Source organism: uncultured Paraglaciecola sp. (assembly GCF_913058035.1).
GTDB lineage: Bacteria > Pseudomonadota > Gammaproteobacteria > Enterobacterales > Alteromonadaceae > Paraglaciecola.
Window position 1 is genome coordinate 1 of the sequence record NZ_CAJXPA010000067.1, and the last position, 23,754, is coordinate 23,754.

Here is a 23,754-nt window from a genome sequence, read left to right on the forward strand (position 1 = left end):
CTAGAAACCTGCGGGGTCAAAACCTGCGGGGTCAGGTCCGTTGAAAAATAGAAATTAAATGAGGAATTGAATCAAAATATATATAAGCGTCAATTCCTTTACCCGATTAAGCGCATGGTGTACTAACTCCAAATCACTTGCTATGTATATCCATATCCATCAAACGTAAACAGTTATTTTTTGTACATTTTTTCTACATTTGACCCCACTATTTTTACCGACAAAAGGCAAAGTAAATATTTTACCCCCGCCTTTAATCCCTGTGAGCGTAGCTCATGCTTTGGTGGCCCCGCCACTGCTTTTCCGCATGTAAAGTTTCAGCATAAAATGGCTTATTCTTGGGGCAAATGACAGCGGACGCCGCGCGGGGAAGTCATTTGAGTGGAGCTTGAAGGGATACATTCGTAACGACCAAAGAATAAGTCATTTTTTGCGGTTAAGAACTTTAGTAGCGAGCGGCATTTTCTGGATACTCTTTTTTGCTGTTGAACCTATTTACGGGATAAATATGGAACAGCTTTGACTGGCCTGCAAGGTAAAGTGCTTGCATCAGTTGCACTGGATGCACTTTATAAAAAAAGTAGCTGGCTTGCAGGGATCCAATTCAAAAACCATCAACGGACGCCGCACTGGACGATAGCGCGCAGAGTGCTTTTGTTTATAATTAATAAAAATCCCTGATTATCAGGGATTTAGCATAATGCTTAAGCCGTATTGGTAGTTCGTAGTTTTCTTTTCGGCTTTTCTTTCTCTTTCTCAATCGTTTGTACTAGTTCACTATGTTTAAAATCATCAACATTGATAGTGCGTAATCGACCTTTCTCTGTTTCTCTGAGCAGTATGGCCTGTTCTTCAGTAATCACTTCTAATTCAAGTCCTTTATCTGCCAACTTATCCAACTCGGTAAAAGGTAAATGTTGTTTAGCTGCTTTACAGATTTTATTATAAATAGGCTCGGCAGCGATAACGTTCTCTAGCGTTTGCTCTAAATCTCCCATTAAATTACCCGACTCACGAGAAAGATATTGACCCGCACCTAAACGACTGCGAGCTTCACATGGAGTTTGTAAAATTCTGGCAATGTCATGTTCTAACTGATCTGAAGGGCGCTTGTATTTTTTACCAAATGGCATAACAATTATTTTGAGCGCTTTACCCATTAATTTAGATGGAAAGTTGTCGAATAATTCTTCTAAAGCAATTTCTAGTTTATGTAAGCTATCTTGCATAGCCCAATGCACTAAAGGTAAATCTTCAACTTTACGACCCTCGTCATCAAAACGCTTCAACACACACGAGGTAAGATATAAATAACTTAATACATCTCCTAGACGAGCTGAAATACGTTCACGGCGTTTTAATTCTCCGCCTAATATAGCCATGGAAATGTCAGATAGAAAGGCCATATTGGAACTGTATCGTTGCATGGAACGATAATAGACTGCGGTTTCATCAGTAAAGGGTGTATGAGTCAAACGTGCGCCTGTCAATGAAAACCATAAACTGCGGAACAAGTTACTGACAGCAAACCCAATATGTCCAAATACTGCTTGGTCAAACTGTTCTAAACTTGCGTCTACATCAGGGTTGCTGGCCGCTAATAATTCTGGCAACACATATGGATGACAGCGCATTGCACCTTGTCCATAGATCATCATGTTACGGGTTAAGATGTTGGCACCTTCAACGGTAATTGCAATCGGTGCGCCTTGATAAGCGCGGCCTAAATAGTTGTTCTGTCCAAGCATAATGCCTTTACCACCATGAACATCCATTGCATCATTCACCACCTGACGCATTTTTTCTGTTAAATGATATTTGCATATAGCAGATATAACAGAAGGTTTTTCACCTAAATCTACGCCTTTAGTTGAAAAAGAAGTTACGGCGTCCATTAAATAGGCATTGCCACCGATACGTCCTAACATCTCTTCTATGCCTTCCATTTTTCCAATCGGCATTTTGAATTGACGACGAATACGGGCATAAGCCCCCGTTGCTAGGGCGATACTTTTAGCGCCACCTGCAGACGCTGATGGAAGAGTGATAACACGACCAACAGACAAACATTCAACTAACATTCTCCAGCCTTGGCCGATCATGTCAGTGCCACCAATAATATAATCTAATGGTACAAAAATATCCTGTCCTCTAATTGGTCCATTTTGAAAGGGCACATTAAGTGGAAAATGACGGTTACCAATCTGCATGCCTGCTGTATCTCTGGGTAAAAGTGCACAAGTAATACCTAAGTCTTGTTCACGACCTATTAATCCGTCTGGGTCATACATCTTGAATGCTAAACCAATTACAGTTGCAACTGGGGCTAAGGTAATATAGCGTTTGTCGAACGTAAGGCGCATGCCAACTATCTCTTCGCCATTCCATTGTCCTTTGCAGATTATGCCGCTGTCAGGCAATGAGCCTGCATCCGAACCTGCTTCTGGACCAGTAAGTGCAAAACAAGGGATGTCATCTCCGACGGCTAGTCGAGGTAAATAATGATTTTTCTGCTCTTCAGTTCCATAATGTTGCAGTAACTCACCAGGACCCAATGAATTAGGTACTCCTACTGTGGTAGATAAAACTGCACTCACACTAGATAGTTTCTGTAAGACACGGGATTGGCAATAAGCAGAAAAGTCTAAGCCACCAAATTCTTTTTTGATGATCATGGCAAAGAATTTATTGTCTTTCAAAAATTGCCAGACCTCTTCAGATAGATCAGCATTTTTATGGGTGACTTCCCAGTCATCACACATTTTACATACCGTTTCTACCGGACCATCTAAGAAGAATTGCTCTTCTTGAGTTAGACGAGCCTTGGAAATGTTATGTAGGGTTTGCCAATTTGGATTGCCACTAAAAATCTCACCATCCCACCAGACAGTGCCTGCATCGATAGCATCTTTTTCTGTGCTCGACATTTCAGGCATGATTTTTTTGTATATTTTTAGAATGGGCTTGCTAATATATTCTTTGCGAACAGATTCGATATTAAGAGGCAAAGCTACGATAAAAAATGTTAGCCAAGTAAATCCTCCTATTACACCTAAAATACTCCCCAGTACTAATAGGCAAAAAATTGCGACGGTTGCATTAAATAACTTTACTCGAAAGTAGCTCACAGCACCTAACGTTGCCGTCACATATAAAAACCAAATTAAGATTTGCATAAATGCTCCAATAAAGAGAGGTCAGACCAGAGTTTCAACAATATATTTTTGCAAGCTGAAAATCAAGTCTAAGGTGACGTTTATAACTATCATTTGAATAGTTAGTTTTAGTGAATAAATATCATTTAAAATGGTAATGCATGTAATTAAAATAGACTATGTTTGGCTAGTACGTTCAGTTTTTACTATCAAGTTGTGAATTGTCAGAGGTAAAATATTTTAAACGGATTTCACCTTGTTCATCGCCATCTTTAAACTGTTTTAACTTAACCAACTGGTAATTTAATTGAGGAGAAAACCAAGCAATGGTTTCTCTTGAGGAGTTTTTGCGCATAATTTTGACCTTGATGCCTTCAATCATGCCAAAAGGTAAGTCAAGTTGTTCTTTGCCAACCACTTTTAACTCGTAATGGCGAAACTCTCCTCTGTTGTTAACAATATCATAGACAAATTCACGAGCTCCTGAGGCTAGCTTTAGTTGTACGTCTAACCTATAGAGTTGGTTATCTAATTGCCCTGACCATTTTATCGGTTGTGCCTGATTGATTTTAACTTTTGAATTTTCAGCGTCAAAATGAATTTTTGTGCTTTTATCTGAACCTGTACCGCTGCGATTGTAAGCGTAAGTTTGAGGCTGTAATTGTTTATTGTCGAATGAAAAAAAACTGACCTCAGAACGAATGTCTGATAGAAAAAATGCTGATACTTTAGAGTAATAATTTAATGTATATTGATTGTTATCGTCAGCTTTAAGACTTAGTTTGGCTTTCCCTAAATTTCTTCCAAACCGATAGACGATGTATCCCGCTTCAAAACCTACTAGCTGTTCGGTATTGGCATCTGCACGGTTCTGGGTACTAAAAGTCAGTCCCAAAATTAAGGTCATTGAAACAAGAATCATCGATTTAACCAATTGCATAACCTCCTTCAGCCAATATTTGGTTGTCTAATACTGCTTTATTTTCAAACATTTTCAGCCTATCTTCACAAAACCACTTAATCACAAGAGGGTACATTTGGCGTTCTTGTTGTTGAACTCGCTCGGCTAATTCTTGCGCATCCTGTTGTTCAAATACTGGCACCTTGGATTGCAATACTACTGGTCCACCATCCAATTCTGGAGTGACGAAGTGTACTGATGCACCATGTTCATCATCTCCTGCATCAATCGACCGTTGGTGGGTATGCAATCCTTTGTACTTAGGCAGCAAAGATGGATGTATGTTTAACAATCTACCTTGAAAGTGTTCAACAAAGGTAGGGGTAAAAATACGCATAAATCCAGCAAGTACAATTAAGTCTGGATTGAACTCATCAATGCACAATGCCAGCTTTGTATCATACTCTTCACGGCTAGAAAAACTTTTATGATCAATAAAAAGCGCAGGAATACCAGCATTCTCAGCACGAACTAATCCATACGCCGATCCTTGGTTCGCAATAACCGCTGTGATTTTGGCATTAATTCTTTGTTGCGCAATGTTATCGATTATTGCTTGCAAGTTTGAGCCATTGCCTGAAACCAACACCACAATAGTCTTTTTAGATATTTGTGTTTTGTCCGATATTTGTGTTTCTTGCGCCTTTTGTTCGGTCACTTAATTAATCTCAACCTGTTGTTCGGCGTCACTATTTTCTATATACCCAATCTGCCATGCGTTTTCACCAAGATTATTCAATATATCAATAGCTTGAACCGCTTTATCACTAGGCAAAGCAATGATTAAACCTACACCACAATTAAATGTACGATACATTTCATGTGTTGTTACATTACCTTTTTGTTGCAGCCAATTAAATATTGCTGGCCATTGCCAAGATTTCGCATCAATGACTGCTTTCGTTCCTTTGGGTAATACTCTCGGAATATTTTCCCAAAAACCACCACCAGTAATATGTGATATGGCATTCACTTGCACTTGTTCTAATAAAGACAATACATTTTTTACATAAATGCGAGTCGGTTCAAGCAAATGTTCAGATAAGGGTGTTCCTTCTAATGCTTCGTTTGTGTCACTTCCTGACACTTCTATAATTTTACGTATTAGTGAATAGCCATTGGAGTGTGGTCCAGAAGAAGCAAGGGCAATTAATGCATCCCCATGTGCAACTCGTGAACCATCAATAACATCATCAGCTTCGACAACACCTACACAAAACCCTGCAACATCATAATCTTCGCCATGGTACATACCTGGCATTTCGGCAGTTTCGCCACCTATTAATGCACAGCCTGCTAATTCACAGCCTTTACCGATACCTGTTACAACTTCTGTTGCTGTTTCTATATTTAATTTTCCGGTGGCATAGTAGTCAAGAAAAAATAAAGGTTCTGCGCCTTGTACTATTAAGTCATTTACACACATAGCAACTAAATCAATGCCAATTCCGGCATGTTGTTTTAAGTCCATTGCCAACCTAAGTTTTGTTCCTACACCGTCCGTGCCTGATACTAAAAGTGGTTTTTTATATTTTTCTGGTAACGAACATAAAGCACCAAAACCACCCAAGCCTCCCCTGACCTCAGGTCTGTGTGTTTTTTTTGCGACCGACTTAATTCTTTCGACAAGCTGGTTACCTGCATCAATATCAACCCCAGCGTCTTTGTAACTTAATGATGAGTTTTTATCGCTCACGAACTTTCCCCAATATGGCCGCAAAAATGAGGGCGGATTTTAGCAGCTTGCACAAATAATACCAGCGACAGATAGACTCAAATAACCTTGAATTTTTATTTTGAAGAAATTTTGGTATATGGATTGATAAACAATTGATGAATTTTGTCCCTAAATAAAACACAATAGTCCATATAGAATATTTTGAAATATGCTTTTAGGAGAATTGGCCTTGATGCCAATAAAATTAAACCCTCTGTTAACAATTTTATTATTTGTATCGCTAATAAGCTGGCAGAGCGTCAAAGCTGCAGTTATTGACGATTTATATGAAGCTAAGATTGCCGTTGATAATCAGTCGCAGCAGACACAAAATAGTGCCTTTAGTTTAGCCTTTAGACAAGTGCTTATCAAAGTCCGGGGAAACAACGACTTACTAACTGACCAAAAAATTAAAAGTGCTGTGGTTAATGCAACTCGTTTTGTCAGATCTTATAGTTATGATAAGCAAGGAGCCCAACTCTTTTTGGTAATAAGTTTTGATCCTCAACGTGTAGAAAATATAATTCGTAGTGCTGGTTTTCCCGTTTGGGATAAAAGGCGCCCAGACTCGATAATTTGGTTAGCAATCAAACCATCTGTTGATTCAGCAAGGCAAATTGTTATGCCAACTGAATTTTCTGAACTTTATCAACAATTAAACAAACGAGCTGCACAAAGAGGAATTATTTTGATGGTTCCTTTGTGGGACCTTGCTGATATTCAATCTTTGGGCGTATATGATATTTGGGGTGGTTTTAGTACTCAGATTTCCCAAGCTAGTTATCGTTATGCCGTTCCTTCTGTGCTCTCTGCAAGGATTTACCTCACTGATAGTCAATTTTCTGATGATGCTGTTATAAGTAGTGGTAGAAATGTGGAGATTAGCTCACTATGGACAGCTGACTGGACCATGATAGAAGGTGGTAGTTTATTGGCTGGACAAGTTCAAGGAGATAATCCATTGATCATTGCTGAGAACTTAGTCAATGCGTTGGCTGACCAATTATCTTTAAAATACGCAATTGATTTTTCTCAAATTGAGCGAACAGATAATAAAATTCAAGTTGTCGTCAACAACATCGACACGCTGACGTATTATATTCAGGCTTTAAATGCTCTAGAAAATTTGAGCGTTGTTAATCATGCTACTTTGGTAATGCAACAAGGTCCACGTGCCACTTTTGAATTGGATTTACTGGGTGACGTTGATGACTTATCAAACGCCCTAAGTTTGGATAATAAAATTAGACCTGTTGTTGATGATTTTGGTCAACCCGTTGCTGGTTTGGAGTTCTTTTGGGTCAAGTAAATAACCAGCTGTCATTGCCTGTAGGTTTAAAAGACACCGATTCATTTGCCAGTTTTATTCCCGGCCAAAATGCTCAAGCTTGTAGTCACTTAAATGCATTATTTAGCCAATTTGAAACTAAAAATGTCAATAGTTGGCTAACTTATCTGTTTTCTGACTCGGGAATGGGTAAAAGTCATTTGTTGTATGCCACATGTCAACAGGCAGAATTAGTAGGTGAGACTTGTATTTATTTAAGCTTTAATGAAAAGCAATATATGTCTCCAGATGTATTATTAGGGTTCGAACATTACCGTTTGATTTGTCTTGACGATATTGAAAACTTGCAAGGTGAAAGTGCTTGGCAGATAGCGGTATTTGATTTAATAAATAGGGTAAAAGAACAAAATAACGGCTGTTTGGTGATAACAGGAAATCAACCGCCTAAACACCTATCTATAGAGTTACCTGATCTTATATCTAGATTGTCTTGGGGCACTAATTTTCAACTTTATTCACTGACAGACGAACAGAGGCGGCAGGCCTTAATAGTTAAAGCTCAGCATAGAGGATTAAACATGTCGAAGGATGTGGCAAAATATCTTGTCAATCATTGGCAGCGTGATATGCCGGCTTTGATAGCGTCATTGGACATGCTTGATGAGCAATCACTCAAACAACAGCGAAAACTCACCATACCTTTTGTTAAGGCTATTCTAAACCTGTAGAGCGGCTCATTTATTATCAATACCACTATTGTGGCCTTCGAAAGCTTGCTTTTCTTCTAAAAGTTCTTCTTTTAGTTTTCTAATACCCAAGCCCAACTCACGACCCCTAACACGTGCGTAAAAACTACAACCGGTAAAAAGTAGAGTACACAGTATAATCTCAACTAAGGCATACAAACGCTCTCCTTCGACAGCGTAAACAGCGGTTAAACCATGCAACAAATAATACATGATAATAAAATTGGCCCACGCATGAGTATAGGGCTTGCCTTCTATCAGACCTTTAGCCGGCAGTAAAATCGGTACTATCCAAAACAATAGAGTAAATATGGTTGAGGTATTTTTGTCTATGGTTAAGAAAAAATGCCAAACCACTAACCAAACAATTAAAAGAATATAGCTTGTTAAGGTTAATTTTCGAAAAAATGTACTGTCAAATGTCATGTTACTTATCCCGTTTACAGGTTAATGGTCTAATTTTGCTGCGAGTACTGCCAGCCTTCTGCCTTGTTCGATACACAATGTTTGTTCTTCCAAAGTGAGTTTGCTTTTGTTATCTCCTTGAGCCAAATGTGTAACGCCGTATGGGCTACCTCCAGATGAGGTGGTATGTAATTCTGGGTTTGAGTAAGGCAACCCGCATAATATCATGCCGTGGTGAAACAAAGGGATCATCATGGTAAGTAAGGTTGATTCTTGACCGCCGTGCATACTGGATGTGGAGGTAAAAACGCAAGCGGGTTTATTTTCTAAGGTACCTGCTAACCACTGCGCACTGGTATCGTCTAAAAAATACTTTAAAGGCGCTGCCATATTACCAAATCGTGTTGGGCTTCCTAGTGCCAGTGCGCAACAATCATCTAAGTCTTGTTTTACCACATAAGGATCGCCTGTATTAGGTACAGGATGTTGCATACTTTGCAAATTGTCACTGACTTCAGGAACACAACGTAAACGAGCTTCAAGCCCCGACTTTTCGACGCCTAACGCAATGCTGTTAGCCATCGTTTGGGTTGCGCCGTGCCGGCTGTAATATAGAATTAGTACTACTTTACTCATAGCACACCCAAATTTTGACTCATAAAATGTCCAACACAGATTCAGGGGGGCGTCCAATTGCAGCTTTGCCATTAAATATGACAATAGGTCGTTCAATTAGTTTGGGTGAAATAAGCATTGCGCAAATCAGAGCATCTTCTGTTAAAGATAAATTAGTTAGATTTTGTTGTTTATAAGCTTCTTCACCTTTTCTCATTAATTGTCTCGCCGAAGAAAAACCTAATTGACTAACAATAAGTGCCAGCTCATCTGCACTGATGGGTGTCTTTAAATATTCAATAATGTGTGGCACAAGCCCTCTATCTTGAAGTAACTGGAGGGTTTCTCGACTTTTTGAGCACCGAGGGTTGTGTAATATTTTCAAGTCTGTCATAAAATTCTTTGCACTTTGAATGAGAAATCGTGTAGAAAAGTAGTATTCTACATTTTAATGAATTTGTTACGAGAGTAACCCGCATTTAGGACATTGTTATTTTGAAAAAAATCGTTATTTTACTTGCTGCGCTAGTGGCTTTGCTGGTTGGTGTGCTGACTCAGCAAAACTTAAAAGTCGATTTTACTACACTTGATGGACAAGGACAGCGTTGGAGTCATTCCCAAGGGAATTGGAAAGTGGTCAATTATTTTGCCGAGTGGTGCGCACCATGTTTGCGCGAAATGCCTGAGTTAAATCATTTTTATCATCAATATAATTATGAGATAGATATCTTTGCTGTAAGTTTTGACCCATTAAATAAAGATCAGCTCACAAACCTTCGACAAAAATACGATATTCAATTTCCCATCATAGAAAAACTATATAATCTTCCATGGGACAATCCACCTAATAGTTTACCAACAACGTTTATACTCGATGCTGATGGTAAAGTGCGAAAACAACTAAAAGGTGAGCAAAGCGCTGAAAAACTGATGAACACCATTAATCTGTTAAAGACTTTGTAATCGCTCTTGCGCAGTCCTGAATTGCTCAATTCTGGCTCTTATGCGTTTTCTTTCAATGTTACGTTCATCAGCAAAATTGTAGGCATTATGTAACTCATCAATTGCCCTTGGATAAGCTGCAACTAATGCATACACCTCGGCTTTAACTTGATGCATCTCTAATTTTTGCTCGCTGTTGCTATAAGCATCTGAAAGTAACTCGTAAGCTAGTAAATTATCTGGATTGATTAATAAATAATCTTTTAGTAATGTTGTAGCCCTTGCAAAATCTTTATTTTTAATCAACACATTAGCCAAATTTAAAGTTAACACTCTGTTGAAAGGTGTATGAACAATTTGTGCCGATAATTTATCAATCGCTTTTTGATGTTGGTTCATTCCAATAGCAATGTCAGTATAGGCATCCAAATAGAAGAGATTATTGGGTTCTGGTTGTAAAAGGCCATTTATTAGCTCGAGGGCAGGTTCAAACTGTTCTTCGGCTAAATAAGATAAAGCTAGGCCATATTCAGCAGCTTGCTTAAACACATAGCTTTGCCTTTGTAATATGTCAGAAAAGTACTCGATATTCCGCTTAGGATTAGCATAATAGCGAGCCAAAATTCTTGACTTAGCTAAATGAAAGTTGATGCTTTCAGGTACATTGCGTTGCCTAAATAATGCTGCTCGCGTGCGTGCATCTGCAATCCTAGATTCAGGTAAAGGGTGAGTAAGTAAAAATGCTAATGGTGTTGATTTAAGCCGGTTTTTTTCAGCTAAGATACTAAAAAAGCTACTGGCACCATTCGGGTCGAATCCTGCATCAGCAAGTATACCTATACCAACCCTGTCTGCCTCTTTTTCGTTTTGTCGCGTATAATTGATTGAAGATTGTGCTGATGCTGCATTGCTAACAGATATAGCTGCCATACCTGCTTCAGGATTGACTACTGCTAACAATATGCTTCCGAGCAGACTTGCTATTTGCAAAGGTGATGACTTTTGCCTAGCCTCAATACTACGGGCTATGTGCCTTTGAGTGACGTGACTTACTTCGTGGGCTAGAACGGAGGCTAATTCAGACTCGTTTTTGGCATTAAAAATAAGTCCAGTATGAATACCTATATGCCCACCAAAAAATGCGAAGGCATTAATATCTGGACTGTTAATAATAAAAAATTTGTAGGGAAATTTCACATTATCTGCTTGTGCAACCAAACGATTCCCGATGTCTTGAATATATTCATCTAACAACGGGTCATTGATAATAGGCGCTTGACCCCGCAGTTGACGCATAAGCGCGTCGCCAATCAGCACTTCTTTATCTAAGCTGATGGCGCTAGATGCGACCACACCTATTTCTGGTAAATTATTCTTTGTGTTCTCTGCGCTAACGGACATAGTGCTTAGTACAAATATACTCAAAGCAGAAACAACGTTGTTAGCAATGGTTTTTATCATAGAGTAGGTCAAATTTAAGTTTGTCTAGATTACATAAAAGTATTAATCGATAAATACTTACGTATGTTATGGATCAATTACCAATGGATTAGTTCAACTTTACCTTAAATATTAAGTTTTTTTCAGATCTTTTAATTGTTTCTCAGCAGCAAAAAAAATCTCTTTTATTGTTTGCCCGTCATTCTCAGCAACGTGTAATAACGTTCCTAACAAATGTGCCAATTGTTCTATTAGTATGTGGGTGTATTTAATTAATTCTATATCCGCTTCGTCACCACAACGGACTGTTATGCTGACAAAGTTACTTAATTTGGGAATACTCAGAAGCGGTCCGAGATTAGAGGGATTAAAATCTTTAAAGGGTGAGTTTTTGTCACAAGACTTAACAACTGCCCGAGCTTCATTACAAATCATTGGGAAACAAAACAGCTCAAATGCATGTTGGTTACAACATTTCCTCAAGGAAATTGAGGGTTTACCTTGTTTACAATTAATTAAATTCCAGTTTTTATTATTCAGCAAATGCTTAATGTTATTTTCAAAACCGTCAGTAAATGTACCCTCTAATTCCAATAGTTTGTTGGCTATTATTTTAAAATGGTCGCTGATCTCTCCAAGATTAAGTGATTTTTTTAATTGCAAGATAGCTTTCACGTTGCTAAAACGACATGTCCAATCTAATTGCAAATATGGCCTCTCTTTATTCTCATAATATTCCTGTAATCTAGTCTAAGTGCTATTTCATTGGGTAACTGTTGTGCGATAATATTCGTAAGAAAATATGTGCTTTGACTATCATCAGCAACCTGAAGTTCGGTGCTGCCTATTAATACACAAGGATACTAGATGTTAAACGTTTTTGGACGATGGTATAAGCGAAAGTTTTCAGATCCTGACTCAATGATGTTGTTATTGCTGTTACTTATCAGCTCATTGTTATTGGCTGTTTGGGGCGGAATTTTAATGCCTGTTATAGTCGCTGCCGTTATCGCTTATTTGTTAGATTGGCCTGTTGTACAACTATGTAAGTTAGGCTTATCTAGAGGCTACACCACAATGTTGGTGTTATTTGGTTTTATCAGTGTTTCAATTTTAACCTTTATAGGCTTGGTGCCGATTGTTGCACAGCAAAGTATCAATTTGATTAAAGAAACGCCACAGATTTGGGAACAAGGATTGCTTTGGCTGTTAAAATTACCTGAAACTTATCCAAAGCTAGTCCAGTTGAACCAAATTCAAGATGTCTTGGACGGTATAAACGACAGAGTAGTGGTGTTGGCAGAGCAATTATTATCCGCATCATTCAGCTCTTTAGGTGGGTTAGGTGCTTTATTAATTTATATGATATTAGTGCCTCTAATGGTTTTTTTTATGGTGAAAGATAAACAAATGTTGGTATCCAACATTTCCTCTTTACTGCCTAGTGAACGCAGACTTATCAAACAAGTAGGCACTGAAATGAACTTGCAAATTGCTAATTATATTCGTGGCAAGGTCATTGAAATTATTATTGTTGGTACTGTATCAACATTAACGTTTGTTTTTATGGACCTTCGTTATGCCTTGTTACTGGGCGTATTGGTAGGTTTTTCTGTACTTATACCCTATATAGGTGCCGCATTTGTGACAATACCTGTTGCTATAGTTGCCTTGTTTCAGTGGGGACTAACACCTGAGTTTTGGTATTTAATGGTTGCCTATGGCGTTATTCAAGCCTTGGACGGAAATGTATTAGTACCAATATTATTCTCAGAAGCCGTCAGTCTGCACCCTGTATACATCATTATTGCAGTATTGTTTTTTGGTGGGATGTGGGGATTTTGGGGCGTGTTTTTTGCTATTCCTCTGGCAACACTGGTTAAGGCTGTTGCTAATGCATGGTCAAGTCCATCGGAATTATCGCCTGAGACGTAACCAAACGGAGCCAAACTATTAATGGCTCCGGCTTATAAATTTTCACACGTTTGTTTACATGTAATTAGCTTTGTAGATACGCCAATACTACTTCATGATGATTTTTGGTTTTAAACTTGTCAAAAACATAGTCTATATGGCCATATTCATTAATTAAAAAGGTAATACGATGGATACCATCGTATTCTTTACCCATAAACTTTTTTAGACCCCATACACCAAATGCATCCGCTAGTGAATGGTCTTCATCGGATAAAAGAGTAAAGTTAAGGCTTTCTTTTTCTATAAATTTAGGCAACCTTTTAACTGCATCAGGGCTGACGCCTAATACTTCAACATTTAACGCAGCCAATGATGTTTGACTGTCTCGCAATCCCTGCGCCTGAATGGTACATCCTGGTGTCATGGCCTTAGGATAAAAATAAATCAACACTTTTTTACCGGCAAAGTCGCCTAATGAAATTTTTTGGTTATCTTGATTGGGTAATGAAAACTGCGGAGCGACATCACCTGCTTTGAGTATTTGCATTATAATTGACCTTAAATTAGAAAAGAAACGGAATACACCAGTTTATTAATGATTTTGTTTAATCGAACCTTGTAAATTAAGTGGCTGTAAAAGTTCTTGAAGAGCCAGTTCGATCTTTTCAACTTCGAGCTCATGTGGAATAGAAATAACCATTTTACACTTCATATGTTTGTCACCAACAGAATCGTTCCCATCCTTTTCTAAAAACTTTAATCTAAACGCGCTGACAGATATATTACGTTGTTTGAAAAATACAGTGATCTGGTCAATCAGTCCGGGTGTGCTTTCACCACGAATAATTACGTCTGCCAAGTGTTCGAGATTTTGTTTACAGTGCCTTTTGGTGCGCTTCATCATAGACAACAAATTGTGTTTCTGACAAGTTTGTGGCAACAAACATTCAGCCTGAGTGATAGCACTCTGACTGCCTTCGATAATCATAGTGAGAGAAAAGTCTTGGCCGTAAATGGCTTGGCGACTATCCAAAATGTTGCAGCCCACTCCAGAGACAGTGTCTGCTAATGTGCTTAATACGCCAAATTCGTCTGAACCCAGTATGGTAATGATGAGTTGTTGCGGCATTTTTAACCAATTCGTTACTTTTAATGAATGATAACATACATGATTTTAGGCAGGTTGATCCAGTTTCAATTCTAATCCATCAATTGAGCCATTCAGTGCTTGTTTTTAGGGAACCAGATCTTTACCATAAGACGCGAATTTTTTGGGGGATAACACATGTTTACTGGCAGTTTTGTGGCGTTAATTACGCCAATGTATGAAAACGGACAAATAGACTATCAATCATTAGAGGTGCTCGTTGAATTTCATATTCAAAATGGGTCTCATGGCATAGTGTCTGTTGGTACGACTGGTGAGTCTGCCACGCTACCTTTTTCTGAACATATAGAAGTGGTCAGGCGCACTGTGGAATATGCTCAAGGAAGAATACCAGTGGTAGCAGGTAGTGGAGCAAATTCCACTTCAGAGGCAATATTTCTGAGTGAACAGATGGCAGACACTGGCATTGAAGGTTTTTTAAGTGTTGTGCCGTATTACAACAAGCCACAACAAAAAGGCATGGTGGCGCACTTTTCTGCTATTGCTGATGCCACTGACTTGCCAGTATTATTATATAATGTGCCCAGTCGCACAGTTGCTGATATGTTGCCAGAGACAGTGGCGGAGCTATCAACTCATCCTAAAATTATTGGTTTAAAAGATGCGACAGGTGATATGTCACGCTTAAAAGCTACTCAGAAACTTGTTGATGACGATTTTCTGTTGCTAAGTGGAGATGACTTAACCGGTTGTGAGTTTCTCGCAAACGGCGGCCATGGAGTGATTTCAGTAACAGCCAATGTTGCGCCTAAACAAATGGCTGATATGTGTAATGCCGCACGGCTTAGAAACTTTTTATTGGCAGAAAAGATAGACAAACAAATCGTTGGCTTACATAGTGCTCTATTTATTGAGCCTAATCCTGTGTTACCTAAATGGGCTTTGCATAAAATGGGGCTGATTAATTCAGCTTTTTTACGATTACCTTTAGTTGAATCGGAACTAGTTAGCCAAAATCATATCGAACAAGTCATGCGCAGTTCTGGCGTATTATCTTAAGGAGATAGCGTGACCTATAAATTTAAGCTGTTTAGTGTAGTAGAAAATACTGCGAAAACAGCCACAATAATAAAAAAAATAGTGATAACAGCTTGTGTGACGTCAATCACTTTGTTATCAGCGTGTAGTTCATTAGAAGAAAGAGAAGTGGCTAGTGGTTCATTTGATTATGTCGAAGAACAACCTGGGCAAAAAATAAAAATTCCAGATGACGTAGATACACCCAATTTTAATGATGCTTTTAAACTTCCAGATTTAGGTGAAGAGGCGCCACTAGATTCAATGGGTAAAGGATTGAGTGTGCAGTCGCCATCATTGGTATTGCCGGTGGTATCAGGCTCCCACATAGAAGACGGTTCAAAAAATGCCATTGTTTGGTTTGATCAGGTAGATGACAGTTTACCTCTTGATACTGCGATTTGGAATTCTCTCATCGGTTTCTTGGAAACCGAAGGTGTGGGAGTCGATTCATTTGACAAGGATAAACAGCGTTTAACCACAGATTGGGTGGTGAAAGACGAAAGCGAGGAAAGTAAATGGTATAGCTGGTCCACTTCAGAAAAAACTGTTGGCCAACGTTTTGAATTTTCCCTAAACAAAAAAACTCACGGTAGAACGGCATCACTCAGTGTTGAGTTGCTGGATTACAGAGAGAAATTCGATGCTAAAAGTATAGAGATAACCCAAGTTAAGGATAAGAGACGCAACGAAGTCGATATACTTAACAAGGTGGTGAAGAACTATGAATTCGAGAATAAGGTCGCTAGCGTAAAACGTTTTCGTCAAATTCGTGAGGGTTTGCAGATGGAATTAGGCTTTGATAGTGATGGAGAGCCTGCCTTTGTAGTTGACGCTGATTATGATATCACTTGGCCAAGATTGTTACTTGTATTGAGAAAGTTAGGCTTTGATGTAAAAGATTATGACAAGTCTAACGGTCTGTTATTTGTCAAATACAATGGCGCTGAAGACGGTTGGTGGAGCAATATTTGGTCTAGTGACAAGAATGAAATGGACCTAGAGCCTCAGGAATATCGTATTAAGGTTGAAACTTTGGGCAAAAAAACTTCCATTACATTGTTAGATGATGAGAGTAATCCTTTTCCGGTCAATAAACTGACAGATTTGTTCCCTACGTTTTTTAAAACGATGTCGGCCGACGATCTAGATATATAATATGTTTATTTCTGGTCGTTAACACGACCAGAAATAATATTACTTAAAATAAGCATTATTTCAAAACCTCGTTCATTCTTTACTCTAAGGAGTTGGCATAGCATGTCGATTGCGGATTCAATTTTATCGGTTAATGATGACCTACCTATCCGAACTGAACTTCCGGTGCATAGCGGTAAAGTTCGCTCCGTTTATTGGTTAACTGAGCAAGACAGTCGTCGTTTAATTGAAGATAAAGCTTATCCTGTGCCAATTGATACTCCTTTAGCCATTATGGTTATCAGTGATCGTATCTCAGCCTTTGATTGTATCTGGCACGGTAAAGATGGCATGTTGGGAGTACCCGGAAAGGGTGCTGCTTTAAATGCTATTTCTAATCATTGGTTTACGTTGTTTAAACAACAAGGCCTTGCTGATAGTCACATTCTCGATATCCCACATCCTTTTGTGTGGATAGTACAAAAAGCCAAACCTGTGATGATTGAAGCTATCTGTCGTCAGTATATCACTGGCTCAATGTGGCGTGCTTATGAAAAAGGAGAAAGAGAGTTTTGTGGTATCGTGCTTGAAGAAGGTCTTCGCCAAGATTATCAATTAGCTAACTTACTAATGACTCCGTCTACCAAAGGGATATTAAAGGGCATTCCCGACGTACCTGAAGCAGATGATGTGAATATCAGCCGACAGAATATTCTTGATAACTATTCAGCGTTTAACTTCGAAAAACAAAGTGATGTTGCCTTGTATGAAAAACTATTAACTGAAGGTTTTGCACTGATTAACCAATCTTTGGCTGAGTTGGGGCAAGTGTTTGTTGATACTAAATTCGAGTTTGGTTACGTAAAAGGTTTGGATGGAAACAGCAAGTTGATTTATATGGATGAAGTAGGTACTCCAGATTCATCCAGGATTTGGGATGCACACCAATATTCACAAGGTAGGGTAGTGGAAAATTCTAAAGAAGGGTTTCGACAGCTATTACTGAGTTACTTCCCAGAACCTGACATATTGTTGAACAAAGAGCGCATGCCAGAGCGCCGGGAATTAGCGAAAAATAATGCCCTTCCTGTAGAGGTCTTGATGCAAATATCCAAGACTTATATCGAAATTGCAGAAAAGATCACAGGAACTCCTTTATTGTTAAATAGAAACCCTAAAGCTGAAATCATCCAGATTTTACAGGATGATTATCAACTAATAGACTGACTGTTTACTAAGAGAATTTTTGTGTAACTCGTAATTCTTAGCAATTAACTAGGCTAATTCTATTTCAATATTGCTAACCGGAATACAGCAACAGGGCAGTATTTCATCATCGTCAATAAACGCCAATGGATCTGTAGTGTATTCTACCTTCCCGCTAACTAATTTACTTCTACAAGCGCCACAGTAACCTTCACGACAATGATACTGAATTTCAATTTTGTTTTGCTCGATGGTCTCTAGCAAAGTATTATTGGGTGAATGTTGGACAGTTTGATGGTTTTTTATGGCCACCATAAAACTGTCACTATTTTTACTCATACGGTTTATAAATCAAAATCACCAAAATCTTCAGCACTGACTTCAGAGTCAATTTGCCCCACTAAATAGGAGCTTATTTCAGACTCTTGAGGTGCAACTTGAACATTGTCAGAACTTAAATAATTATTCATCCACGGTAGAGGATTATTCTTTATATCAAAGGGCTGTCCTAAACCTATTGCCGACATGCGGTGATTAGCAATAAATTCGACATACTGACATAGGATTTCTTTATTTAAACCAATCATCGAACCATGTTGAAACAAAAATGCGGCCCATTCTTTCTCTTGTTGTACGGCATTAAGAAATATTTGTGTGGCTTCTTCTTTACATTCTTCAGCGATTTCGGCCATTTCTGGGTCGTCTTTACCTTTAGCCCATAAGTTCAGCACATGTTGAGTAGAGGTTAAGTGTAAGTTTTCATCACGAGCAATCAAGCGTATTATTTTCGAATTACCTTCCATCAATTCACGTTCTGCAAACGCAAATGTGCAGGCAAAGGATACATAGAAACGTATAGCTTCCAGGGCGTTAACTGAGTTCATGCACAGATATAACTTTTTCTTAAGCGCACGCATGGTGATAACATGAGTTTCACCTTTAACCTGATGTGTGCCCTCACCTAATGTTTGCCATAATTGAGTAGCAAAAATCAAATCATCATAATATTTGGATATATCTGCCGCACGTTTTTTGATTTCTTCGTTTTCAACGATATCCTCAAAAATGCTACTGGGGTCGCCAAATAAATTACGTAAGATATGAGTATACGAACGAGAATGTATAGTCTCGAAAAATGACCACGTTTCTACCCATGTTTCTAGTTCAGGTATAGAAATAATGGGTAAAAAAGCGATGTTTGGGCTTCTACCCTGGATAGAATCCAACAAAGTCTGATATTTTAGGTTAGAAATAAAAATGTGCTTTTCTGGCTCGCTTAACTTTTGAAAATCTACTCTGTCTTTACTTACATCGACTTCTTCAGGACGCCAAAAGAAGCTGATTTGTTTTTCGATCAATTTTTCAAAAATTGGGTGTTTCTGTTGGTCATAACGCGCCACATTGACCGGGTTGCCAAAAAACATTGGTTCTGTCAGTGGATTATTATTTACTTGATTAAAAGTTGTATATTTCATAATTTAATTTTGCCATTAAAAATTCAAGCCAGTCAGAAAAAGCTGCCTCAGCAGCTTACTGAATCTATATTGTACAAGCGCAGACAGCGCAATCATCATCTTCTACCTCTACCACTTCTTTTGGTACGAACTTTTGGCTAGTCAGTTCTTGCTGAGTCGGGTCATCAGCGCCATCACGTGTGTTGTGGTAGTACAGGGTTTTGATCCCTAATTTGTAGGTGGTCAGTAAATCCTTGAGTAAAAGTTTCATAGGCACTTTGCCACCGTCATACTTATTTGGGTCGTAACTGGTGTTAGCAGAAATTGTCTGGTCAACAAATTTTTGCATAATACCTGCAAGTTGTAAGTAACCATCGTTTGATGGTAAATCCCATAACAACTCATATTTATCTTTAAGTTTTTCGTATTCAGGCACCACTTGCTTTAACACACCATCTTTACTGGACTTTATACTGATATGACCGCGAGGTGGTTCAATTCCATTTGTGGCATTTGATATTTGTGATGATGTTTCTGAGGGCATCAAGGCCGACAACGTACTATTTCGTAATCCATATTGTTTTATGTCAGCTCTGAGAGAATCCCAATCACAATGTAACGGCTCGTCACAAATTTTGTCCAAGTCCTTTTTGTAGGTGTCAATTGGCATTAAGCCTTGAAAATAAGTGGTTTCATCAAACTTAGGGCAAGCACCTTTTTCTTTGGCTAAATTACAAGACGCCTGCATTAAGTAATATTGTATTGCTTCGAAAGTTCTATGTACTAAGCCATTAGCACTGCCATCTGAATACTTAACACCATTTTTAGCTAAATAATAAGCAAAGTTAATCACACCTATACCAAGTGTACGACGACCCATCGAAGCGTTTAAGGCCGCTGGAACAGGGTAATCTTGATAATCTAACAAGCTATCAAGTGCGCGAACAGCTAGGTCTGATAGTCCAGCTAACTCATCTAGATTTTTAATCGCACCTAAATTAAATGCGGATAATGTACATAATGCAATTTCGCCGTTTTCGTCATTAATATGCTCCAGAGGTTTAGTCGGTAAAGCGATTTCTAAACATAAGTTACTCTGACGAACCGGCGCCAATTTGGGGTTGAACGGGCTGTGAGTATTACAGTGGTCAACATTTTGCAAATAAATACGCCCTGTACTGGCACGTTCCTGCATAAACAAGCTGAATAATTCAATTGCTTTGATATGCTTTTTACGGATGTTTTCATCATTTTCATACTTCACATACAAACGTTCAAATTCGTCTTGGTCAGCAAAAAATGCTTCGTATAGGCCTGGTGTATCTGATGGGCTGAATAATGTAATATGTTGGTCTTTGATAAGGCGGGTATACATCAACTTATTAAATTGAACACCATAGTCTAAGTGACGTACGCGGTTTTCTTCAACACCACGATTATTTTTTAATACCAACAACGATTCAACTTCTAGATGCCACAAAGGATAGAATAAGGTTGCTGCGCCGCCACGAACGCCACCTTGAGAACAGCTTTTCACAGCCGTTTGAAAGTGCTTATAAAAAGGAATACAACCAGTGTGGAATGCTTCACCACCGCGAATAGAGCTGCCCAATGCACGAATACGCCCCGCATTGACTCCAATTCCTGCACGTTGACTCACATATTTTACTATTGCGCTTGCTGTTGCGTTAATTGAATCAAGGCTGTCACCTGCTTCAATGAGCACACAAGAGCTGAATTGACGAGTAGGGGTTCTAACCCCAGCCATAATAGGTGTGGGTAACGAAATTTTAAATTTTGAGGTTGCATCATAAAAACGCTTGACGTAATCCATACGGATGTCTTTGTCATAATTAGCAAATAAGCATGCCGCTACTAATATATATAAGAATTGAGCGCTCTCATAAATTTCACCTGTCACACGGTTTTGTACCAGGTATTTCCCTTCAAGTTGTTTAACTGCTGCATAACTGAAATCCATGTCACGCCAATGATCAAGGTGATTTTCCATTTCATCAAATTCGGCATCACTGTAGTCTTGCAATAAATGTGGGTCGTACTTTCCCTTATCAACCATGCTTTTAACGTGGTCTTTTAAAACAGGAGGCTCAAAGCAACCGTAGGCTTTCTTACGTAGGTGGAATATAGCTAATCGCGCGGCTAAATATTGATAGTCTGGACAATCTGTTGATATGAGGTCAGCGGCAGAGCGTATCAATGTTTCATGAATATCAGCAGTCTTGATACCATCGTAGAATTGAATGTGTGCTTTTATTTCTACTTGAGAAACAGAAACGTTATCTAACCCTTTCGCTGCCCATTCGATTACTTTGTGGATTTTATCCAATTCGATAATCTCACGTTTACCTGTCCGTTTGGTGACATATAAATTGTTATTCATGTATTTAGCCATTACTTTAATATTTTAAGTCGCTAAAAACTCTATTTAGCGCGAATTTGTGTCGTAAGAGATGCTGTCTCTAAACCTTCGGTATATCTGTTAAATCCGACACTTTTTTAAATTCAACAATCTTCGGGAACTGACATCATATTTAATCTAGCATCGCATTGCTTTTGGTGTAGATATTTCAGTTGTGCCTTAATAACCGATAGAACACAAGATAGTGCGGTTTCAGTAACAATGCAACCCAACATGTGGTGGTTTTGTGCGCGATAGCGTTGCCGCAACTTAAAGGTTAGTAGTGACTCACCTAAAAGCGCCTTTTGAGTTTCGTTTATTAGAAATGCAAGAAGTAAATAAGGATGAATTTTTTCTTAATCTTTTTTAAAAGTAAAAAAACGTGAGTTATTATTTATCGATATATAGGGGTAAAAATGAACAATAAGCACAAGATGTCGTGTTTAGATGGAAATTCCCACCAATTTACTAGCTTAGAAATAAGCCAGTAAATCGCAAGGAGCTTGAATGCTAAAGTGTGCATTCCAGCCGTGTGTTTGTTGCATGTCTGAGATATAACCATATTGAGCAATTACACTAACCATATTGGCAGCATTAGCCGCTTGAATATCTCGCTCGGCGTCACCTATATACCATGTGCTTGGTGAAGTAAGTTTCAGTTTTGCCTCAGCATGCAATAGAGGTAAAGGATGGGGCTTTCTTTGGCTCAAGGTATCACCGCTGACAATCACTGCACAATTCTGTAGTAGCGGAAATGAGGTAACTAATTGTAGGGTTAAAAATTGTGGTTTATTGGTAACTATGCCCCAAGGAATATTATTTTGATTTAGTGCCAACAATAAATTTTCAACGCCATTAAAATAATCAGTATCTACACAGATGTTGCTTTCGTAATAATTTAGAAACTGCTGACGTAAACTAACAAAGTCATAATTTTTGAGCTCTTCCCCAAAACCTAATTCGAGCATACCTTTGGCGCCATCCGAAGCTATGTTACGATAAGTTTCATAAGCAATTGTTGGACGTTCTAACTCGCGAAGTATTTGATTAAGCGCGTTTCCTAAGTCTCTAGCGGTGTCCAGCAAAGTGCCATCAAGGTCAAACAATATTGCATTAGGTTTTTGTATCATCTAAAAATCACTATTCTGACAATGAATCATGTAGTTAACGTCAACATTTTGATTTGACAAATAATATTCTTGATTTATGGGGTTCATATGTAGCCCAATCATTCTTTGCACCACTAATTGTGTATCGTCAATCCAAGATATGAGTTCTGAGGGTTTAATAAACTTGTCGTGTTGGTGAGTGCCTTTTGGAACCAACCCCATTATGTATTCAGCGCCAACTATAGCCATCAAATAAGACTTAATGTTTCTGTTTAAAGTAGAAAAAAACACATGTCCGCCTGGTTTGACTAAGCGATAACACGCTTTGACTACAGAACTAGGATCAGGAACATGTTCTAACATCTCCATACAAGTGACTACATCAAATTGAGCTTGATGTTTATCGGCGAATTCTTCGGCTGTAGTGTGCTGGTAATCCACTTTTAGACCTGACTCTAATCCGTGTAAACGCGCTATTTCTAGGGGAGCTTCACCCATGTCAATGCCCGTTACATGTGCACCATGGGATGCCATGCTTTCAGCCAAAATTCCACCACCACACCCTACATCTAATACTTTTTTCGCTAACAGGCCATCACAATGTTGATGAATATAATTTGTCCTTAGAGGATTAATTTGATGTAAAGGTTTAAATTCCCCAGCAAGATCCCACCATCGTGAAGCTAACTCAGAAAACTTTTGGATCTCGTTATGATCGACATTTTGCTTATTTTGCATGTTACACATTTGTCCTAATTATCAATTTTACTGAAACTTCCTCTATCTTAATCTACTATTTGGGCAAATAAAATCGCAGATATGTTAATTCACTAACTGATTACTCACTATTGGCGCGACTTCCGTCTATTCATTTTAATTGGTAGGTGATAGAATCTAAAGGTTGAAAATAAAGATAAATTTGGGTGAAAACGTAAACCTAATTTTAAGTCCTAGCTTAAAATTGACCAAACGAATTTTACTTAACTAATATTCTAATAATAACGACTAGGGACAAGGCTGTATATGACTGAACACGCCCATGAAATTCTTCCAATTAA

General features: G+C 38.5%; 23 protein-coding genes. 7 read left to right on the forward strand and 16 right to left on the reverse strand.

The window, feature by feature from the left end; all coding sequences use genetic code 11:
- Window positions 1-704: 704 nt before the first annotated feature.
- The 4 genes from fadE to purM all read right to left on the reverse strand — a co-directional run bounded on the left by fadE (window position 705) and on the right by purM (window position 5,812).
- Window positions 705-3,176 (reverse strand): acyl-CoA dehydrogenase FadE, encoded by a 2,472-nt coding sequence (fadE, locus tag QZ562_RS10525; RefSeq protein WP_293759693.1) that lies wholly within the window; start codon window positions 3,174-3,176, stop codon window positions 705-707.
- A 175-nt stretch (window positions 3,177-3,351) separates the two neighbouring features.
- On the reverse strand, window positions 3,352-4,095 hold the full coding sequence (locus QZ562_RS10530; RefSeq protein ID WP_293759695.1) for a DUF3108 domain-containing protein: 744 nt from the start codon (window positions 4,093-4,095) through the stop codon (window positions 3,352-3,354).
- Complete coding sequence (gene purN, locus QZ562_RS10535; RefSeq protein ID WP_293759735.1) at window positions 4,082-4,744, reverse strand: phosphoribosylglycinamide formyltransferase; 663 nt, start codon at window positions 4,742-4,744, stop codon at window positions 4,082-4,084. Before purN ends, QZ562_RS10530 begins: the two co-directional genes overlap by 14 nt.
- 30 nt (window positions 4,745-4,774) lie before the next feature.
- Window positions 4,775-5,812 carry a phosphoribosylformylglycinamidine cyclo-ligase gene (gene purM, locus QZ562_RS10540; RefSeq protein WP_293759697.1) on the reverse strand — a complete coding sequence of 346 codons (1,038 nt, stop codon included), beginning with the start codon at window positions 5,810-5,812 and terminating at the stop codon, window positions 4,775-4,777.
- Window positions 5,813-6,026: 214 nt separating this feature from the next.
- On the opposite strand from purM, the gene QZ562_RS10545 reads away from it, so the two are divergent.
- Together QZ562_RS10545 and hda are read left to right on the forward strand one after the other, a co-directional pair.
- The gene (locus QZ562_RS10545) at window positions 6,027-7,142 is read left to right on the forward strand and encodes a DUF2066 domain-containing protein (protein WP_293759699.1); all 1,116 of its coding nucleotides are present in this window, start codon (window positions 6,027-6,029) and stop codon (window positions 7,140-7,142) included.
- Window positions 7,130-7,849 (forward strand): DnaA regulatory inactivator Hda, encoded by a 720-nt coding sequence (hda, locus tag QZ562_RS10550; RefSeq protein WP_293759701.1) that lies wholly within the window; start codon window positions 7,130-7,132, stop codon window positions 7,847-7,849. The genes QZ562_RS10545 and hda overlap by 13 nt, the downstream gene beginning before the upstream one ends.
- A gap of 6 nt (window positions 7,850-7,855) precedes the next feature.
- On the opposite strand, the gene QZ562_RS10555 is transcribed toward hda, so the two are convergent.
- Genes QZ562_RS10555 through arsC form a run of 3 tightly spaced genes read right to left on the reverse strand, consistent with a single transcriptional unit; the run spans window position 7,856 to window position 9,281 of the window.
- Window positions 7,856-8,293 carry a DUF2069 domain-containing protein gene (locus QZ562_RS10555; RefSeq protein ID WP_293759703.1) on the reverse strand — a complete coding sequence of 146 codons (438 nt, stop codon included), beginning with the start codon at window positions 8,291-8,293 and terminating at the stop codon, window positions 7,856-7,858.
- A gap of 21 nt (window positions 8,294-8,314) precedes the next feature.
- Window positions 8,315-8,908 carry an NAD(P)H:quinone oxidoreductase gene (gene wrbA / locus QZ562_RS10560; protein ID WP_293759705.1) on the reverse strand — a complete coding sequence of 198 codons (594 nt, stop codon included), beginning with the start codon at window positions 8,906-8,908 and terminating at the stop codon, window positions 8,315-8,317.
- 19 nt (window positions 8,909-8,927) lie between these two features.
- A complete protein-coding gene (arsC, locus tag QZ562_RS10565) occupies window positions 8,928-9,281 on the reverse strand; it encodes an arsenate reductase (glutaredoxin) (RefSeq protein WP_293759707.1) in 354 nt (117 codons plus the stop codon).
- A 101-nt stretch (window positions 9,282-9,382) separates the two neighbouring features.
- On the opposite strand from arsC, the gene QZ562_RS10570 reads away from it, so the two are divergent.
- Window positions 9,383-9,850 (forward strand): TlpA disulfide reductase family protein, encoded by a 468-nt coding sequence (locus QZ562_RS10570; protein WP_293759709.1) that lies wholly within the window; start codon window positions 9,383-9,385, stop codon window positions 9,848-9,850.
- Here QZ562_RS10570 and QZ562_RS10575 read toward each other — a convergent pair.
- Entirely contained in the window at window positions 9,836-11,290 is a 1,455-nt protein-coding gene (locus QZ562_RS10575) for a M48 family metalloprotease (RefSeq protein WP_293759711.1), read from the reverse strand. The two genes, QZ562_RS10570 and QZ562_RS10575, sit on opposite strands and share 15 nt — an antisense overlap.
- A 111-nt stretch (window positions 11,291-11,401) precedes the next feature.
- The gene (locus QZ562_RS10580; RefSeq protein WP_293759713.1) at window positions 11,402-11,977 is read right to left on the reverse strand and encodes a hypothetical protein; all 576 of its coding nucleotides are present in this window, start codon (window positions 11,975-11,977) and stop codon (window positions 11,402-11,404) included.
- A 159-nt stretch (window positions 11,978-12,136) separates the two neighbouring features.
- On the opposite strand from QZ562_RS10580, the gene QZ562_RS10585 reads away from it, so the two are divergent.
- Window positions 12,137-13,204 carry an AI-2E family transporter gene (locus tag QZ562_RS10585; protein WP_293759715.1) on the forward strand — a complete coding sequence of 356 codons (1,068 nt, stop codon included), beginning with the start codon at window positions 12,137-12,139 and terminating at the stop codon, window positions 13,202-13,204.
- A 64-nt stretch (window positions 13,205-13,268) separates the two neighbouring features.
- Here the strand turns inward: QZ562_RS10585 and bcp are convergent, their stop codons facing one another.
- Together bcp and QZ562_RS10595 are read right to left on the reverse strand one after the other, a co-directional pair.
- Window positions 13,269-13,733, reverse strand: a complete 465-nt coding sequence (bcp, locus tag QZ562_RS10590) for a thioredoxin-dependent thiol peroxidase (RefSeq protein WP_293759717.1) — start codon at window positions 13,731-13,733, stop codon at window positions 13,269-13,271.
- Window positions 13,734-13,778: 45 nt separating this feature from the next.
- Window positions 13,779-14,315, reverse strand: coding sequence for an ACT domain-containing protein (locus QZ562_RS10595; RefSeq protein ID WP_293759719.1), 537 nt, complete (start codon window positions 14,313-14,315; stop codon window positions 13,779-13,781).
- 156 nt (window positions 14,316-14,471) lie between these two features.
- Here QZ562_RS10595 and dapA point away from each other — a divergent pair, with 156 nt between their 5' ends.
- From dapA to QZ562_RS10610, 3 genes are all read left to right on the forward strand, one after another.
- Window positions 14,472-15,353: a 4-hydroxy-tetrahydrodipicolinate synthase gene (gene dapA, locus QZ562_RS10600; protein ID WP_293759721.1), complete on the forward strand. Its 882-nt coding sequence runs from the start codon at window positions 14,472-14,474 to the stop codon at window positions 15,351-15,353.
- Window positions 15,354-15,419: 66 nt separating this feature from the next.
- Complete coding sequence (gene bamC, locus QZ562_RS10605; RefSeq protein WP_293759737.1) at window positions 15,420-16,529, forward strand: outer membrane protein assembly factor BamC; 1,110 nt, start codon at window positions 15,420-15,422, stop codon at window positions 16,527-16,529.
- A gap of 102 nt (window positions 16,530-16,631) precedes the next feature.
- A complete protein-coding gene (locus QZ562_RS10610; protein WP_293759723.1) occupies window positions 16,632-17,735 on the forward strand; it encodes a phosphoribosylaminoimidazolesuccinocarboxamide synthase in 1,104 nt (367 codons plus the stop codon).
- Window positions 17,736-17,783: 48 nt separating this feature from the next.
- On the opposite strand, the gene yfaE is transcribed toward QZ562_RS10610, so the two are convergent.
- From yfaE to ubiG, 5 genes are all read right to left on the reverse strand, one after another.
- Window positions 17,784-18,053: a class I ribonucleotide reductase maintenance protein YfaE gene (gene yfaE, locus QZ562_RS10615; protein ID WP_293759725.1), complete on the reverse strand. Its 270-nt coding sequence runs from the start codon at window positions 18,051-18,053 to the stop codon at window positions 17,784-17,786.
- A gap of 5 nt (window positions 18,054-18,058) precedes the next feature.
- Entirely contained in the window at window positions 18,059-19,189 is a 1,131-nt protein-coding gene (nrdB, locus tag QZ562_RS10620; protein WP_293759727.1) for a class Ia ribonucleoside-diphosphate reductase subunit beta, read from the reverse strand.
- A gap of 64 nt (window positions 19,190-19,253) precedes the next feature.
- On the reverse strand, window positions 19,254-21,569 hold the full coding sequence (gene nrdA / locus QZ562_RS10625) for a class 1a ribonucleoside-diphosphate reductase subunit alpha (protein ID WP_293759729.1): 2,316 nt from the start codon (window positions 21,567-21,569) through the stop codon (window positions 19,254-19,256).
- Between the two features lie 491 nt (window positions 21,570-22,060).
- On the reverse strand, window positions 22,061-22,717 hold the full coding sequence (locus QZ562_RS10630; RefSeq protein WP_293759731.1) for an HAD-IA family hydrolase: 657 nt from the start codon (window positions 22,715-22,717) through the stop codon (window positions 22,061-22,063).
- Window positions 22,718-23,434, reverse strand: coding sequence for a bifunctional 2-polyprenyl-6-hydroxyphenol methylase/3-demethylubiquinol 3-O-methyltransferase UbiG (gene ubiG, locus QZ562_RS10635; RefSeq protein ID WP_293759733.1), 717 nt, complete (start codon window positions 23,432-23,434; stop codon window positions 22,718-22,720).
- Window positions 23,435-23,754 lie beyond the last annotated feature (320 nt).